The 16,096-nt window shown below is 47.9% G+C and carries 15 protein-coding genes; all 15 read right to left on the bottom strand.

The genetic code is table 11. The features are described 5' to 3' along the window. Positions 1-23: 23 nt before the first annotated feature. Positions 24-623 carry an HD domain-containing protein gene (locus QOX44_RS06140; protein WP_283682130.1) on the bottom strand — a complete coding sequence of 200 codons (600 nt, stop codon included), beginning with the start codon at positions 621-623 and terminating at the stop codon, positions 24-26. Positions 624-1,106: 483 nt separating this feature from the next. Then, positions 1,107-2,762 carry a ribulokinase gene (locus QOX44_RS06135; RefSeq protein ID WP_283682129.1) on the bottom strand — a complete coding sequence of 552 codons (1,656 nt, stop codon included), beginning with the start codon at positions 2,760-2,762 and terminating at the stop codon, positions 1,107-1,109. Positions 2,763-2,789: 27 nt separating this feature from the next. Then, a complete protein-coding gene (locus QOX44_RS06130; protein ID WP_283682128.1) occupies positions 2,790-3,731 on the bottom strand; it encodes a transketolase family protein in 942 nt (313 codons plus the stop codon). Positions 3,732-3,734: 3 nt separating this feature from the next. Next, positions 3,735-4,574, bottom strand: coding sequence for a transketolase (locus QOX44_RS06125; RefSeq protein ID WP_283682127.1), 840 nt, complete (start codon positions 4,572-4,574; stop codon positions 3,735-3,737). 24 nt (positions 4,575-4,598) lie between these two features. Further along, positions 4,599-5,585 (bottom strand): ABC transporter permease, encoded by a 987-nt coding sequence (locus QOX44_RS06120; RefSeq protein ID WP_283682126.1) that lies wholly within the window; start codon positions 5,583-5,585, stop codon positions 4,599-4,601. Beyond that, positions 5,578-7,077, bottom strand: a complete 1,500-nt coding sequence (locus QOX44_RS06115) for a sugar ABC transporter ATP-binding protein (RefSeq protein WP_283682125.1) — start codon at positions 7,075-7,077, stop codon at positions 5,578-5,580. The genes QOX44_RS06120 and QOX44_RS06115 overlap by 8 nt, the downstream gene beginning before the upstream one ends. Before the next feature lie 111 nt (positions 7,078-7,188). Then, positions 7,189-8,136 carry a substrate-binding domain-containing protein gene (locus tag QOX44_RS06110; protein ID WP_283682124.1) on the bottom strand — a complete coding sequence of 316 codons (948 nt, stop codon included), beginning with the start codon at positions 8,134-8,136 and terminating at the stop codon, positions 7,189-7,191. A gap of 119 nt (positions 8,137-8,255) precedes the next feature. After that, positions 8,256-9,494: an ROK family transcriptional regulator gene (locus QOX44_RS06105; RefSeq protein ID WP_283682123.1), complete on the bottom strand. Its 1,239-nt coding sequence runs from the start codon at positions 9,492-9,494 to the stop codon at positions 8,256-8,258. Positions 9,495-9,916: 422 nt separating this feature from the next. Further along, positions 9,917-10,363 carry a YhcH/YjgK/YiaL family protein gene (locus QOX44_RS06100; RefSeq protein WP_283682122.1) on the bottom strand — a complete coding sequence of 149 codons (447 nt, stop codon included), beginning with the start codon at positions 10,361-10,363 and terminating at the stop codon, positions 9,917-9,919. A gap of 36 nt (positions 10,364-10,399) precedes the next feature. Continuing rightward, complete coding sequence (locus QOX44_RS06095; RefSeq protein ID WP_283682121.1) at positions 10,400-11,701, bottom strand: TRAP transporter large permease; 1,302 nt, start codon at positions 11,699-11,701, stop codon at positions 10,400-10,402. Then, entirely contained in the window at positions 11,701-12,297 is a 597-nt protein-coding gene (locus QOX44_RS06090) for a TRAP transporter small permease (protein WP_283682120.1), read from the bottom strand. The genes QOX44_RS06095 and QOX44_RS06090 overlap by 1 nt, the downstream gene beginning before the upstream one ends. Before the next feature lie 107 nt (positions 12,298-12,404). Beyond that, the gene (locus QOX44_RS06085) at positions 12,405-13,466 is read right to left on the bottom strand and encodes a sialic acid TRAP transporter substrate-binding protein SiaP (protein WP_283682119.1); all 1,062 of its coding nucleotides are present in this window, start codon (positions 13,464-13,466) and stop codon (positions 12,405-12,407) included. 44 nt (positions 13,467-13,510) lie between these two features. Beyond that, entirely contained in the window at positions 13,511-14,269 is a 759-nt protein-coding gene (locus QOX44_RS06080; RefSeq protein ID WP_283682118.1) for a FadR/GntR family transcriptional regulator, read from the bottom strand. Further along, positions 14,266-15,069, bottom strand: a complete 804-nt coding sequence (locus QOX44_RS06075; protein WP_283682117.1) for an HpcH/HpaI aldolase family protein — start codon at positions 15,067-15,069, stop codon at positions 14,266-14,268. Before QOX44_RS06075 ends, QOX44_RS06080 begins: the two co-directional genes overlap by 4 nt. Before the next feature lie 41 nt (positions 15,070-15,110). Next, entirely contained in the window at positions 15,111-16,046 is a 936-nt protein-coding gene (locus QOX44_RS06070; RefSeq protein WP_283682116.1) for a dihydrodipicolinate synthase family protein, read from the bottom strand. Positions 16,047-16,096: the final 50 nt, after the last annotated feature.

Raw genomic sequence — 16,096 nt, 5'->3', positions numbered from 1 at the left:
TCTTCATTTTTTCATCCTTCCTTCTAACAAAAGCTGTTCTCCACAACGCCGGGAAGCAGGCTGTAGATCGAACAGCCGATCTGCTTTTCAAATAAATCCTTTATCTCTAATATCTTTTTCCAGCGATCGACCGTTGAGGGATGAACGCCATACCGAAGCGTCACATCCACAAATCTCTTTTCCAGCAGACAAAAGCCTGTCGGCAGAGCCAGTGAGTCGCACAGCTGCACCAGACGATCATAATCGTCATAGACCGCATTTGCTACAAATCCCTTCATAAACTGATAGTCCTCTTCGCTCACATCAAACGTACCGATCGAGGTACTGACATCCTGTATCATAAAGGCATGCGAAATGCAGATCTGCGCCGCCTTCTCCCATCCACGCTCCATGCAGTACCGGTAACCATCAATCAGATGCTTTTCCGAGCTCACGCCGGGATAACGCCCGATATCATGCAGCAGCCCATACAGATACGCCTTTTCTGTTGACAGATGTCCGCACCGCGCAGCTATGTTCTCGCAGGCTTGCGCCACATAACGGGAGTGCTCCGTCCACGGTCCCGGATTTGTCTCAGACGCCATTTGCAGCGCTGCCTGTGCATTCTGTCTGTTCAGTTCCATTTTTACCTCCACTCATATTGTATTTGTGCAAGCAATATATTAACAGGTTGCTAAAATGATCTGCCACTTCCTGCCGATACGTTTGAATCCTTAACCGGCTTACTCGTTGCACCGGCACTTACGATTTTCCTGACCTCAGGAAAATTGTTCGCAATAATATGACCACTGTTTTCACAAGCAATCTTTAGCTTTTAGTTGACTCATTATAAACTCCCACCTTTACTTTCTTCCAACTTCAATATTTCATCTTTTATTTTACAACCACTTCTAATATATTTCTACTAATTTCTCTCAAATCCAAGTCGTTTCAACCCTCCTCATTTTATCATATTTATAGTTTGCATATTTTAATTATATTTTTTAAATTAGAAGCTTCTTGCAGTTGGTGCGTCTGTAGCGCATCCTATGCTGCAAAAGCTTCTGATCCCTTTCCATCACTGCCCTGTTCCCTGTCTTCTTCTAACCAGTCATGCCTTGTAAATTTTATTTCTTCTGACTGCTCCTTTCGGCAAGGCGAAGATATTCCGCGTAACGCGCGCGGTAGAATTCATACTTCCCGACATCCGGGTGAAAGATATGTGTCACCTTAGCTGCCATATGCGCGCTGGCCTCCTGCTCATCTGCATAGACTCCGCTGCCGACTGCGGCATATATAGCCGCCCCCAGTGCACAGGTCTGATCTGCATCTACGATAGCGATATCTTTTTCCAGAACATCTGCCATCATCTGCATCACATACTCGGATTTTTTAGAAATCCCTCCTACGGCGATAACATTTGATATCTCAATCTTCTGTTCCTCGAACCCTCTTATGATCCGCTTTAATCCACAGACTGCCCCAAACACCAGAGAACGATACAGCACGGGCGCTTCCATACCAAGACGCAGTCCGCTGATCACTGCTGTCTGAAAATCATCCGTATCCGGATAGCGCCGTCCATTAAACCAGTCCAGAGAAATAGGAAATGGCGTATCCGCAAGCTGCCGGGCATATGTCTGAAGCATTGGCAGCAGATTTTCATCCAGAGTTCCCCACAGACTTTCGTACTGTTCCGGTGGCAGTATCTCCTTAAAACACTGAATGGGCCACATCAGCAACTTTTTAAACCAAGCAAAAATATCTCCAAATGCAGCCTGTCCAGTCTCCACACCAACCAGATCCGGCAGGATTGAATTTTCTGCCTGTCCGCAAAAACGTTTGATGTCCTTCCCGTCCAGATTTTCTGCTTTTTCTACGATCATGTCCACCGCAGAAGTCCCCATTGTACAGACCATGGTCTTTTCCCGGATACCGGCGCCTACAGCGCCGGCATGTGCGTCAAAAGAGCTTCCTGAAATAACCACGCCTTCATCGAGCCCCAGACGCTTCGCCCATTCCGGACATAAATGTCCCGCCTTTACCACTGCCGGCTGCGGCTTCCTGCCATAGCGTTCCCGCACTCGCACCAGATACGGATCCAGACGCTCCAGAAGCTCTGCTGCCGGAAGGCCGCCCCACTCGCTATGCCAGTATGCCTTATGGCCCGCAGCACAGGCGCCGTGATAAAGATGCTCAGGACGAGTTTCCCCGCACAGCACGCCTACGATCCAGTCGCTGTGCTCTTCCCAGGTATAGGCGGCAGCCAAAATCTGCTCATCTGTCCGTATTGTATGCAATATTTTCGCCCAGAACCACTCTGCACAGTAATTCCCCTGGTATTTCGTATAATCCGTATCACTTCCATGCAAAAAAAGTTCGTTGATCTCCTCTGCCTCAGCAAACGCAGAATGATCCTTCCACAAATGAAACATGGCATTTTCATTTTCTTCAAAGCCGGGAAGAAGCGCCAGCGGTGTGCCGTTTTCGTCAACCGGAGCCGGCGTAGAGCCTGTAGTATCAATACCGATCCCTGCGATCAATGCCCTTTCTTCTTCACACAAAGACTGTATTGCCCCTTTTATACACAGCTCAAGCGATTCCAGATAATCCAGCGGGTGCTGCCGGAAAATCCCCTGTTCCGGGTGCTGATACAAGCCCTGGTTCCATCTGGTATAAAAGACTGTCTTGCTCCCTGCCGTATCTCCGCTGTGCGTATCTACTACTACCGCACGGACGGAATCACTTCCAAAATCCACACCTATTACGTACTTTTTTTCCATATAGCATCGTTCCATTCTGTTTCCCGATTATTTTCTGGCAATTGCCCTCTTTGCCTTTTCTGCGATATTTTCCGGCGTCAGTCCATATTTCTCCAGCAGAACCTTCGGCGCTGCGGAGTGGCCAAATACGTCCTCTACACCTACAAACTCAACCGGAACATTTTCTGTCGCAACTACCACCTCAGAGACAGCTGCTCCGAGCCCACCAATGATATTGTGCTCTTCCGCCGTAACAATGGCTCCTGTTTCCTTTGCCGCTCTGATGATGATATCCCGGTCGATCGGCTTGATCGTATGCATGTCGATCACTCTTGCACGGATTCCCTCTTTTTCCAAGAGCTTTCCGGCTTTCAATGCCTCCTGTACCATAAGGCCGCATGCAATGATCGTTACATCCTTCCCATCGGTCAGCTGCACACCTTTTCCAATTTCAAATTTATAATCTTCAAAGGTATCTGTGACACACTCCACTGCCGGACGCCCTGTACGGAAATAGCACGGTCCCTCGTATTCAAGCATCGCTTTTGTCGCAAGGCGTACCTCATTGGAATCACACGGAACGATTACCGTCATCCCCGGTATCGTGCGCATCAGGCTGATATCCTCAATACACTGATGCGTCGCTCCATCCTCTCCCACCGTAAGTCCTGCATGACTCCCGATCACCTTTACGTTCAGTCCCGGATAGGCTACATCATTTCTCACCTGGTCATACACACGGCCTGCTGCGAAAATCGCGAATGTATGTACCAGTGCCGTTGCACCGCAGGTTGCAAAACCTGCTGCAACGTCTACCATATTTGCCTCTGCAATACCGATATTAAAAAAACGCTCCGGATACTTGTCTGCAAAGTAAGTTGTCATGGTACATTTCTTCAGATCTGCATCAAATACATAAATTTTTTCATTGTTTCCAAACTCCACAAGCGCGCGGCCATATGCCTCTCTTGTTGAAATATTCTCGCCCATTTTTTATCCCTCCAGTTCTGCAATTTTCGCATCCAGTTCTGCAAAGCAGACTGGCCACTCATCCGTTTTCGGCTGTCCGCCATGAAAATCTACGTTATTTTCAAACAGGGATACACCTTTTCCTTTCACTGTATCCGCTACGATCACCGTTGGCTTTCCCTTCACAACCTTCGCAAGCTCGACAGCATCTGCGATCTGTTCCACATCATGTCCGTCTACCTCCAGGACATTCCAGCCAAAAGCCTTAAACTTTTCTCCGATCGGATACGGCGACATAACCTCTTCCAGGCTGCCATCCAGCTGCAGCTTATTATTGTCTACAAACGCGATCAGATTATCTGTTTTATAAAAGCCTGCGCACATGGCAGCCTCCCATACCTGTCCTTCCTGGATCTCGCCGTCTCCCAGGATACAAAACGCGCGGTTCCCGGTACCTGACGCTTTGCTGTACATCGCCATGCCGACCGCTACTGAAAGCCCCTGTCCCAGAGAGCCTGCCGACATATCTACACCCGGTACATGGATCTCTACGTGCCCGGAAAGATCACTGTCAATCTGGCGGAAGGTAGACAGATGCTCAACCGGGAAAAATCCCCGCAGCGCCAAAGCTGCATACAATGCCGGAGAACAATGTCCCTTAGAAAGTACGAGCCTGTCACGGTCCGCTTTCCGTGGATCTGCCGGATCAATATTCATTTTATCAAAATATAATACGGAAAGAATTTCTCCCAGAGAAAACGATCCTCCGATATGGCCTGAGCCTGCTGTCTGAATTGTCTGCAGTGCAGTCTTGCGGATGCGGGCTGCCCACAGCTCTAATTCTTTTTTCTTATTACTGTTCATAATCATTCTCCTTTTCCATAAAAATTATTTTGCAGAATTTTGTTTTCTCTGCTTCATCATATCAACATACACAGCTGCAATGATAATGATACCCTTTAATACAAACTGCCAGTAGGAGTTTACATGCATCAGGTTCAGTCCATTAGAGATCAGTCCAATGATCAGAACACCTATCAGCAGACCGCCTACCGATCCGGTTCCTCCAAAGAAGGAAGTGCCGCCCAGCACTGCCGCTGCGATCGCATCGGTTTCATATCCTTCACCAGTTGCCGGCTGACCGGATGCCAGACGGGATGCCAGCACAACGCCGCAAAAGCCTGCAAGGATACCGCTGATCGTCCAGACCAGAATTTTTATTTTCTTTACATTGATACCGGAAAAGCGGGCAGAAACTTCATTTCCGCCAACTGCATATATGTAACGTCCCGTTTTGGTTTTATTCAGAAACAGGAAATCCAGTACCAGGAAGATGATCATATAAATGACAGGAAGCGGAACCGGTCCTAATGATCCCTGTCCGATCACGGCAAAAGCATCGTTTCCGTAGGCTGTTACCGGAGAGCCATTTGCTACCAGATACGCAGTACCACGACAGATCGACTGCATAGCCAGAGTGACTACAAACGGATGGATACCTGTATATGCTACAATAAAACCATTTAAAAAACCGATCACAAGACCGATCAAAACGCCGAGCACAACTGCGATCTGCACCGGCATTCCCCACCACTGGAAAGCAGCTACCGTCATAACACCGCTCAATGCAGCCAACGCGCCGCCTGTCAGATCAATTCCTGCCAGAATGATAGCCATCTGCACACCGATCGCCAGATAGCAGTTCGTCGCACACGTTCTCAGCAGGTTCAGCAGATTCTTCTGTGTCAGGAAATTATTTCCGAAAATCGAAAAAACGATAATCAAAATCCCCAATCCTGCTAAAATACCCCAGTTTTGGCTAAAGTAATCCTTGACTGCCCGCCCGGCAGCACTCTGTGATTTATTCTTATTCATCGTCTGATACCCCCATCGCATATTTCAGTATTTTTTCCTGATCCATTTCTTCATGTGAAAGCTCGCCGGTAATATACCCTTCCTTCATAACAATAATGCGGTCGCTCATATTCATAGCCTCCGGCATTTCAGAAGAAATCAGAATAATTGCCAGGCCTTCTTTTGCCAGATTGTTGATAATCGTATAAATCTCCGCCTTCGCACCTACGTCAATACCTCTGGTCGGTTCATCCAGAATCAAGATCTTGGGATCTGTCGCCAGCCATTTTGCCAGCAATACCTTTTGCTGATTACCTCCGGACAGGGTTGAACAATTTACGTTTGAAGAGGGCGCCTTTATACGCAGCGCTTTCATGCCGTGTTCCACAATCTCATCCTGCCTGCTGCTGTTTACCCGCAAGGCTTTGATAAAGCGATATAATACGGGAAGCGTAATATTAAACCGGATCGTATTATTCAAAAGCAGTCCCTCTGTTTTCCGGTTTTCCGGAACCAGCGCAACGCCCTGCTGCTGCATAAAAACAGGATTGTGCTTTGTGACCTTTTTCCCTTCCAGATAGATTTCTCCGGAATCCATAGGATCAAGCCCCATGATCGCTTTCATCAGCTCCGAGCGGCCTGCTCCTACCAGTCCATAGAAACCAACGATCTCGCCGCTGCGTACCTGAAAGCTGCAATTCACTGCCCGTTTCCCCGCATTGATATTTTTTGCTTCCAGCATCACCCTTCCCGGCTCATTAAACGTGCGTACATAGTAGTTTCCAAGGTCCCGTCCCACCATCATGGAGATCAATTCACTCTCTGAACACTCCGAAGATCTGCGGGAGCCCATAAATTCACCATCCCGCATAATCGTAACTGCATCGCACAGCTGAAATACCTCTGCCATCTTGTGAGTAATAAAAATAATTCCCATCCCCTGTTTTTTCAGGTCTCTTACAGTCCGAAACAGGATCTCCACTTCTTTCTCCGAAAGAGACGAGGTCGGTTCATCCAAAATCAGAATCTTTGCATTTAAGGAAAAGGATTTGGCGATCTCTACCATCTGCTGCTGGCCCAGAGACAACTGCCGGACGTACTGATTCGGATCAACATCCAGACCTACCCGCTGCAAATACGGTCTTGCCGCTTCCGCCATCTTATCCTTGCTGACCATACCCAGGGAGTTCCTGATCTCACGTCCCAGAAAAATATTTTCTGCAATAGTAAGATACGGCTCCAGAGCCAGCTCCTGATGGATAAATGCAACACCAAGAGCCTGAGATTCATGGATAGAATGGATCTCCACCTTTTTTCCTTCGATATATATATCACCGGAATCTGCCGGGAAAACACCTCCCAGTACATTCATTAAGGTGGATTTTCCGGCTCCGTTTTCTCCCATGAAGCCCATTACTTCCCCCGCATGTACCGTAATCGCAGCGCGGTTAAGCGCTTTAACCCCCGGAAAAGTCTTTACAATATTCTCCATACGTAAAAGTTCTTTTTGCATTTTGTCACTCCTCTTACATAAAAAGCTGCCGGAGAACTACTTTCGTAAACCCCGGCAGCTTTTTTGTATTTTACATTATTTCAACACCCTCCGGAAACAATGCAATCTTATTTACTGCCAATCTGAAATATCGAATTCCGCAATATTCTCTCCTGTGATCAGCTCCACATCAACCACCTGATCATGCTCCACTTCTTCTCCATTCAGCGTAGCGATCGCTGTCTCAACCGCATTTGCACCGATCACGGACGGCTGCTGTGCTGCAGAAGCAGTAGCAGAACCATCTTCTACATACCCCATAAAATCCGGATTTCCGTCAACACCATAGATCAGGATGTCTTCTTTTCCTGCTGCAGAGCAGGCCTGTACACAGCCAAGCGCTCCCATATCATTGATGCAGAAGAATGCTGCCAGATCATCATCCGCAGTCAGGACATCTTCTGCTGCAGTCATCGTCTTTGCTGTATCGCCTTCTGTATCGGTAGTTGAAACGATTTCAAAGTAGTCGCCAACGGTGTCAATAAATCCCTTCTCACGCTCTACGCAGGCAGTACCAGACGGCTGATTCATAACTGCTACCTTTGATCCTTCTTCCAGCTTGCTCATCATATCTTCTGCACACACAACACCAGCCTTATAGTTGTCAGAAGCAATGACTGCTGCCACCTTATCCACCGCATCAACGGCCGTATCGACATTCACTACCGGAATACCAGCTTCCTCACATGCCAGAAGCGCCTCTGTCACTGCTGTACAGTCCATAGGTGCAAGGATGATGGCGTCTACCTCCTGTGCGATCAGATCATTTACATAGTTGTTCATCGTTGCCTGATCGCTGTTGGCATCTACCGTTACCAGCTGACTGTCCGGATCCATCCCAAGCTCTTCCATTTTCTCTGTAATACCGCCCATCATAGCAGACCAGAAAGGATTGTTCATTGTGGTCGGTACATAAGCCAGTGTAATATCTTTTACATCTACCTCTTCGGCAAGAGCGGTCATTCCCATACTGCCTGCCATTACAGCTGTCATCATCAAAACTCCTAATCTTTTTTTCATGTTGATTATCTCCTTTATTTCTTTATTTTTTACTCCTGCGCTATCCTGCGTATCACGGTCCTCTGGTCCTAGGCTCCATGCTCCCGCTTCCCGGGACAGCTCGGAGAATATTTACATATTTACTTCATCTGCTGTGAAGCTCTGGCCTGACTGATCAGTCCAAAAATGTCCTCTTTTACCAGACGCCCCAATGTATAATAGTAACCCCCCAGTAAAAATGAATCCTCATTCAGATGTGAGAAACGGATCACGGCACATTCTTCCACATACGGAGGAACGCATTTGCGTACAGATTCTTTTACTTTAGAAAGAAAATGCTCTGTTTCCGGATAATCAGATCCTATAATAATGCAGTCCGGATTTACGGTATAGATAATATTGGCAATGCCATATCCCAGCATCCATGCCATTTTCTCTACCGCCCACACAGCCAGCGGATCGCCTTTTCGATACTCCTCCAAAACTTCCTGATAACTGCTGTTTTCTGTCAGCGGACTATCTGGAAACTCTGTCAGTCTCTGTGCAACATAGCGAACAGCGCTTTCTGATCCGGCGCAGTACTCATATGTACCAGCTCTCTCATAGCCCAGACGATTGCCATTATAGTTAATCCCCATATAACCAACCTCGCCTGCAATTCCGAGATGTCCGTTCATGATCGCTCCATTTACGACAAATCCTGCACCAATACCATATCCTCTTGACCGTATGACCGCCAGGCTTGCCCTTTCAATCCCCTGGATCTCCTCTGCGCATCTCCACTCTGCATAGGCTGACAGCTTTGCATCGTGTTTGATCAGCACTCTCTTATGGAGTACCTGCTCCAGCTCTTCCCGGATATTCACCTGACTAAGCTCTTCAAACTCAGAAACCATAAAGATTTCTTCCTTCTTCTCCGGGCGGTTGATAAACAGTCCCGGCACAGCCAGGCAAACACCAATGATCCTGTCGTTCCCAAACAGCGAAGCCAGTTTTGCTGCATCCTCCTTCATTTTTTCAACGATCTGAAAAATGGTTTCATCCTTTTTAAAGCTGTATCTGAGATACTTTTCATGCTTTCCTCCAAGTGTAAAAACACTGAACTGATAGTCCTTACGTGTAATCCCTACCGACATCAGATAAATGTCGTCCAGCTGTAAACAGATTTTTTCCCCCCGGCGCCCTGCTGCTGTATCGCCATCTACCCCCACAATGTTCATCTCATAAAACTCGTTAATGATATTCGTGATCGTGGCTTTTTGCAGATTCAAGGTTGATGCCAGCTCTGTTCTCGTCATACTTCCCTTTTCCAGAAGAGTACGGAACACCAGGACTCTGTTATTCTTTTGCATCTCAGCACTGTTCATACCTTTTTTCATAAGTTTTTCCTCCAAACTTTGTATTAAATAAATAAATCTTCTTAAATGACTTTTTGGTATTGTGTTTATCGAAAAAACTTATTTCTCTTTACACTCACAATTTTAATCACTTTCTCCCGCAAAGTCAATCCTTTTCTGTTAAATTAATGAACAAAATTTCCTTTTTATATTTGTTTAATATTCACAAAAATACACTTTTTCCTATGTTTTGATCATTTTATATCTTTTAAACACATTTTTGTGTTTTTCTCTCCCTGATCAGTATACACCTTTTTCTTTTTCTGTTCAAAGAATAAACTCTAATTAACATAAAATCCTGTTAAAAAAACAGCCCCGGCACGCCTTCCCGTGCCAGAGCTGTTTTTTGTCTGTTCAGTCTTTTCGTTTTTCAATCTGGTTATTCTTCCGATTTTCCCGGTCTTTTATACAAGAACCTTCAGAACGATCTTGCGGAATCTCCCCGGACCGTCCAGATAACGGCTCGGAAGATGGCCGTCATGCGGGAGTACAAGGTAGAACATCCCTTTTTCAATCCGTGCAGGCTGTCCTGCTTTCTCATAAAAAACAATATCATCCTTGTACGGAACGGTCTCAGTCAGACCGTCAATGTCTGCGTAGTACACAGTCTCGCCGCCCTCGAGCATGATCTGCACATCCAGATACCTGCGGTGCGCCTCGATCATACCGTCCTCATACGGCTGCGTCTCGCCCTCCTGGACCATGGCAAAAGCGGTCCCTGCCGGAAGCGTATCACACTCATATCTCCCCGCAGGCTTATCAGCCAGGCCAAGCGCAAATGCCACAGCCTCCTGAAAACCCGGCACGATCCCATTGTAGCAGTTAATCCGTTCAATCTTGTCAACTATCATATCAGACGCCTCCTTTTATTAGAAGCCCGCTTCCTGTCAGCCTGCGTATCCCATCAGCATTCTCGGCAGGAACAGTACGACATCAGGTACATATGTAATAATACCAAGTACGATCAGCATCGTCAACAGAGGCAGCCATATTTCTTTTATGACATCCTTCAGCGGAGTGCCTGAAATACCGCTGGTGATAAACAAAAGCATACCAAACGGCGGTGTGGACAGACCGATCATCATGTTGAAGATAACAACCAGACCAAAATGTACGAGGTCGATCCCAAATGCCTTTGCGATCGGCAGAAGGATCGGGATAAATACAACCTGGATAACAGAAGTATCAATAAACATACCAAGTACGAGAATTGCAAGGTTCACGATCAGAAAGAATACGTACTTGTTGTCTGTGAAACCTGTCAGCCATGTAGCGACTGTCGCAGCTACCTGCTCCTTTGCAACGATGTAGGAGATCGTTGTGGCAGCACCGATCATGATAGACGTTGTGCCCGTTGCCTTTACCGTATCGATGAGTACCTGCTTGAAGCCTTCCCATTTCAGTACACGGTAGCCGAATACAGCTACGATCAGTGCGTACAGACCAGCTACAGCGCCTGCCTCTGTCGGTGTCATAACGCCTGTGTAGATACCTACCAGAAGGATGACCGGAGTCAGGATCGCCGGGATCGCATTAAAGGTATATCTCAGGAATGCGCGGAGCTTTACCTTCTCACTGATCGGGTAATTTCTCTTGTGCGCAATAAAGAAAATATAGATCATCAGGGCGATCGCAAGCAGTACGCCAGGAACCATACCTCCCATAAACAGCGCGCCTACAGAAGCGCCGGAAAGCATCGAGTAAATAACCATCGGGATACTTGGCGGGAAGATCGGCCCGATCGTAGCGGATGCCGCTGTGATCGCACAGCTGAATCCATCATCATAGCCTTCTGCACGCATTGCATCGATCTCCATTTTTCCAAGACCGCTGGCATCTGCGATCGCAGAACCTGTCATTCCGGAGAATACGAGAGAAGCCAGTACGTTTACGTGACCCAGACCGCCCTTGAAGCGACCTACAAAGCCCATCGCAAAACCAAATACCTTTTCTGTTACTTTTCCGCTGTTCATAACGTTCGCTGCAAAGATAAACAGCGGCACAGCGATGATCGTGTAGTTTGTATAGAATGTTTTCAGTGTCTGCTGCGCAACCATTTTCGGGCTCTCACCAGATACCAGGAAATAAAAGACACATGCAGTCATCATTCCCATCGGGATCGGCATACGCAGAACGAAGATCAGTACAAACATCAGCAAAAAGATAAGTAAAGCTGTACTTATATCCATTATTTTCCTTCCTCCTTCTTCATAGCCTCTTCCATTGCCTCAGCAGCCTCGATCGCTTCCTGAGTCTCATTCTTTGTCTCATCAAGCATCTTCTGTACTGCAGCCTCGCCGCCGATGCCTGTCATAACTTTCAGCTCCAGGATCATATCGCTGACAATATAGATCAGGATAATGATCATAAATACAATGAACGGGCTGTATACAACATTCAGACCGATCTTCAGTACGCTCGTCTCCTGCATTTTCATCTTACCGATCATCTCGCACGCCGGAACAAACATTGCCACAAATGCGATCGCCATCAGAAGATTTCCAAGAAATGCACATACTGCCTTTCCCTTTACCGGGAGCTTATCATAAATAAGCGTAAATGTTACGTGAGATCTGTCGCGGTATGCATAGCAGGCGCCCAGGACTACCATCCACAGATAACCGATTACCGTCACTTCATATGCCCACTGTACCGGGCTGTTAAACACATATCTCGCAACGATCTGGATCACGAACACACTGAACATGATCAGAAACGATGCCACCGGAATGTAAAGCTCCACGCAGTTGCGCAGGAACTTTCCGACCTTTTTCAATCCTTCCATAGCCTTACTCCTTCCCAAAATTTTCAAAAAAATCCCCGCATCTAAGCCCCGGCAGGGCTGTAAATGCGGGGAACCACTTCTTTCACTATAAAGAGATCGTCAGATAATTACTCTGTCATAGCCTCTGTCTCAGACTCAGCTTCAACAGCGCCGCCAAGGTCAGCGCCGATTGCTGCTACCTTGTCATACATCTCCATATCCCAGTCAGCAGAGATCTCGTCGTTCAGGTAGTAGTTCAGTACGTGCTCCTGGAATGCCGGGATATCAGCTTCGTAGATAGACAGACCCTGCTCCTCAAAGAAGGAGATCAGCTCTTCCTCTTTCTGAAGGTTTGTGCTGTCGCAGAAATCTCTTCCTGCCTCAACACCCTGAAGGATGATGTCTTTCTGAGCATCTGTCAGAGAGTTCCATTTTTCTGTGTTGATTGCCGGCCATACAGAGTCTACCAGATGATGTGTCAGAGTGATGGACTTCTGTACCTCGTAGAATTTTGCACTTTCTACAGAGCCAAGCGGGTTGTCCTGTCCGTCAACAGCACCTGTCTGCAGTGCAAGATACAGCTCTGAGAAGGACATCGGTGTCGGGTTTGCTCCAAGAGCCTCGCCGAGGAACAGCCATGCTTCGGAGTTCGGCATTCTCAAGTTTACGCCATTGAGATCTTCCGGAGTCTTTATTGCTCTGTCCTCAGACAGTGAGATCTCACGGGAACCAAGGTACCATGCGCCAAGCGGAAGCAGTCCCTGCTCGTCAGAGATCTTCTGGAATACTTCCTGACCAACCTCTCCGTTTAATGTTGCTGTCATGTGATCATAGCTGTTGAACAGGTAGCCTGCTGTGAACATGGATACCCACGGAGAACCTGTTGTCAGCCAGGATGCGCTTGTCAGCGTCATGTCAGCGTCCCCCATAACGACTGCAGCTACTTCCTCTTCCTGAGAGAAAAGCTGTGCATCTGTATAAACCTCTACTGTGATATTTCCGCCAGAGAGCTCTTCTACTGTTTTCTTAAACTCCTGCATTGCCTGAGCGTGTGTGTCTGTCGATACAGCTGTCAGTGTGACTGTCAGAGTAACCGGATCGCCCAGATCTTCTGCCTGTGTCGTGAAGCCTGCAAGCATGGAACCTGCCATTGCTGCAGCAAGTGCTGTTGCTAATACTCTCTTTTTCATTTTCTTTTTCCTCCTGAAAATTTTTTACATGTATCTCTACGCCGTTACGACGAAGGAACCTGCTCATCAGACAGCCGCTGCCCGGCAGCTTGCTGTCCCTGCATATATGCCTCCACATTCTTTCTGGAAAATTCCAGATGCTCGCGCATCGCCTGCTCGGCGGCGGCTGCGTCATGCTGCATCAGCGCCTGCATGATGCTGTTGTGACGTTTGATTGCATCATCAATCCCGCCTGATATGAAAATACCTTTTTCTATCATTTCTATAAAGATATTTTTCATTGCCTGTACCAGTATCACAAGCAGCGGGTTGTCTGTCGCCTGTGCGATCGCGATGTGGAAAGCAAAATCCATCTCTCTGCGTTCTTCGACCGATATACTGCGGTCCTTCAGTTTTTCCAGCAGCTCCTGCATCTGCGCAAGCTGCTCCTGTGTAGCGATCTGCGCTGCCTTTTGGCACGCAGCAGTCTCCAGTATACTTCTTATCTCGTAGATTGCCAGATAATCAATGTGATCCATCGCCACCATGCGGCTGATAACATCGGAAAGGTTTTCTGCCGCCGGCTTTGTGATATAGGAGCCGGTACCGTTCCTCGACTCTACCAGTCCTCTTTCCTTTAGCAGCTTGAGTGCCTCGCGGATCACGTTGCGGCTGACTCCAAACTCATCGGCAAGCGCCTGCTCAGACGGGAGTTTGCCATCCTCTGTATAACCATTTGCGAGGATCCAGGATTCCAGCGTATCTGCGATCTGCTCGTAAAGATTTGCCCTTGACAGCGCAAACCCTTCCTCCGGCAACTTCATGCTCCATCCTCCCCGATACATCTGTGTACAAACTCCATGGTAGACCGGCAACCCATGCTGATATAGCTGATATCATCTCCGCACCCGATAAAGGTCGCGCCCTTCTGGATCCAGTAGCGGATCGCCTCATGATCCCCTGCGCCCAGAGAGACGCCAAACGGACGCTTCATCTCCTTGCAGACCGCAACGATCTCCTCGCACAGCGCACGCACCTGCGGATGCTTTGTATCGCCAAGATGTCCGATGGATGCAGACAGGTCGTTCGCTCCGATCAGCGGAAAATCAATCCCCTCCACAGCCAGAATATCTTTTAGATTATGTACCGCCTCTACATGCTCGATCTGGACAATGCGCAGAAATGACTCCTCCGGATGATCCAGATACGCTTCATTTGTCATTGCGCCATATCGGTTCGCTCTCCTCGGCCCGAATCCGCGCACTCCGTACGGCGGATACATACACGCCGCAACAGCCTTTTTGGCTTCCTCGGCGGTGCAGACCATAGGAAAGATAATGCCGTCCGGCCCCATCTCCAGAACAGGCTTCACAAGTACCGGATCGTTCCACGCAACCCTGACAACCGATGCAGTATCTGCTGCAGCCGCCGCCATGATATGCGCCAGCGTACTTCCACGGTCAAATGCCGAATGCTCTCCGTCAATCCATACAAAATCAAACCCGTGAGCCCCGAGCGCTTCTGTGATCGATGGATCAAGATAAAAAGTATGAGCTCCAATGACTCTCTCGCCCCGCTGCATTTTTTCGCGGATGATCTGCGCCTTACTTCTTTCTCTTCTCATCACTTTCCCTCTTCTTTGCTGCTTGTGTCTGTTGTTTTTTATTATTTACAGTACTCCTCATACGTCCGGTTGCACAGACGGTCCATCATGCGGACCTCCTCTTTCCATGTCTCAAACAAAAGAGAATCATCCTGCACACGGCATTTCGTTGTCATCGGGAGCTTCTCGATCTCTTTCAGATGCCATTTTGCATTTACCGGATACAGCTGACGCTCGATCAGTGATGCTGCCATCAGGACCTCCTGTACGCGGTCTGCATTCTCCGGCTTGTCATTATAATGCTCGCACAGCCATACCCACAGCTCCGGATGGAAGTTTGCCATAATACCGCTGTAGCCAGCTGCTCCGTCACGCAGAGACTCAAGTGCTGTCGTCGCATTCGCATTATAAAGCTTCAGGTTCGTACCCTCGATCGCCTTCAGTTTCTCGCGGATATCAGCTGCCACACAGCAGGTATCCTTCAGGAAATAGAAACGGTTCGTCTTTGCGATCTCTGTGATCACCGGGATCGAAAGCAGTCTCTTGTATGGTCTCGGACACTCATATACGCCCAGCTTGATCTCCGGATCGATCATCTTCTCCAGCTTGTGATAATTCTCGATCCATACCTCATCGCTCTCATCTTCTTTTGCCAGACGGTTCGTCAGCAGGATCACCGCATCTACTCCCGTCTTCCACATTGTGTTGATATCCTTTGCCTGATCCTCAAGGCTGTCAGAAGTATGTCCGCTCGCAACAACCGGAACTCTGCCTGCCGCCGCATCTACTGTGATCTCGGCGATCCGCATTCTCTCCTCAAAGCTCAGCTCATGGATCTCACTCGACTGGCATGCAGCGAAAAGTCCTTTCACACCGCTCTCAATATACCAGTCAACCAGCGCGCGCAGCGCCTTCTCATCAATCTGGTTATCCTCTGTAAATGGAGTAAGCATAACCGGCCATACTCCACCCGGAAAATTATTCTTTGGATATTCCATTTTTTCTCCTCCCGTAATGCGCACATTTTCTTGTGCCGCTATCGCTCTGT

It is taken from the genome of Parablautia sp. Marseille-Q6255 (genome assembly GCF_951230155.1).
Classification (GTDB): Bacteria; Bacillota; Clostridia; order Lachnospirales; family Lachnospiraceae; genus Choladousia.
Note: the sequence above shows the minus strand (reverse complement) of the source record. Positions and strands in the feature narration are given on the sequence as shown.

Excerpts from the sequence above, each read along its gene's own strand:
- QOX44_RS06140 (WP_283682130.1), bottom strand. The coding sequence starts at position 623 with ATGGAACTGAACAGACAGAATGCACAGGCAGCGCTGCAAATGGCGTCT.
- QOX44_RS06135 (WP_283682129.1), bottom strand. The coding sequence starts at position 2,762 with ATGGAAAAAAAGTACGTAATAGGTGTGGATTTTGGAAGTGATTCCGTC.
- QOX44_RS06130 (WP_283682128.1), bottom strand. The coding sequence starts at position 3,731 with ATGGGCGAGAATATTTCAACAAGAGAGGCATATGGCCGCGCGCTTGTG.
- QOX44_RS06125 (WP_283682127.1), bottom strand. The coding sequence starts at position 4,574 with ATGAACAGTAATAAGAAAAAAGAATTAGAGCTGTGGGCAGCCCGCATC.
- QOX44_RS06120 (WP_283682126.1), bottom strand. The coding sequence starts at position 5,585 with ATGAATAAGAATAAATCACAGAGTGCTGCCGGGCGGGCAGTCAAGGAT.
- QOX44_RS06115 (WP_283682125.1), bottom strand. The coding sequence starts at position 7,077 with ATGCAAAAAGAACTTTTACGTATGGAGAATATTGTAAAGACTTTTCCG.
- QOX44_RS06110 (WP_283682124.1), bottom strand. The coding sequence starts at position 8,136 with ATGAAAAAAAGATTAGGAGTTTTGATGATGACAGCTGTAATGGCAGGC.
- QOX44_RS06105 (WP_283682123.1), bottom strand. The coding sequence starts at position 9,494 with ATGAAAAAAGGTATGAACAGTGCTGAGATGCAAAAGAATAACAGAGTC.
- QOX44_RS06100 (WP_283682122.1), bottom strand. The coding sequence starts at position 10,363 with ATGATAGTTGACAAGATTGAACGGATTAACTGCTACAATGGGATCGTG.
- QOX44_RS06095 (WP_283682121.1), bottom strand. The coding sequence starts at position 11,701 with ATGGATATAAGTACAGCTTTACTTATCTTTTTGCTGATGTTTGTACTG.
- QOX44_RS06090 (WP_283682120.1), bottom strand. The coding sequence starts at position 12,297 with ATGGAAGGATTGAAAAAGGTCGGAAAGTTCCTGCGCAACTGCGTGGAG.
- QOX44_RS06085 (WP_283682119.1), bottom strand. The coding sequence starts at position 13,466 with ATGAAAAAGAGAGTATTAGCAACAGCACTTGCTGCAGCAATGGCAGGT.
- QOX44_RS06080 (WP_283682118.1), bottom strand. The coding sequence starts at position 14,269 with ATGAAGTTGCCGGAGGAAGGGTTTGCGCTGTCAAGGGCAAATCTTTAC.
- QOX44_RS06075 (WP_283682117.1), bottom strand. The coding sequence starts at position 15,069 with ATGAGAAGAGAAAGAAGTAAGGCGCAGATCATCCGCGAAAAAATGCAG.
- QOX44_RS06070 (WP_283682116.1), bottom strand. The coding sequence starts at position 16,046 with ATGGAATATCCAAAGAATAATTTTCCGGGTGGAGTATGGCCGGTTATG.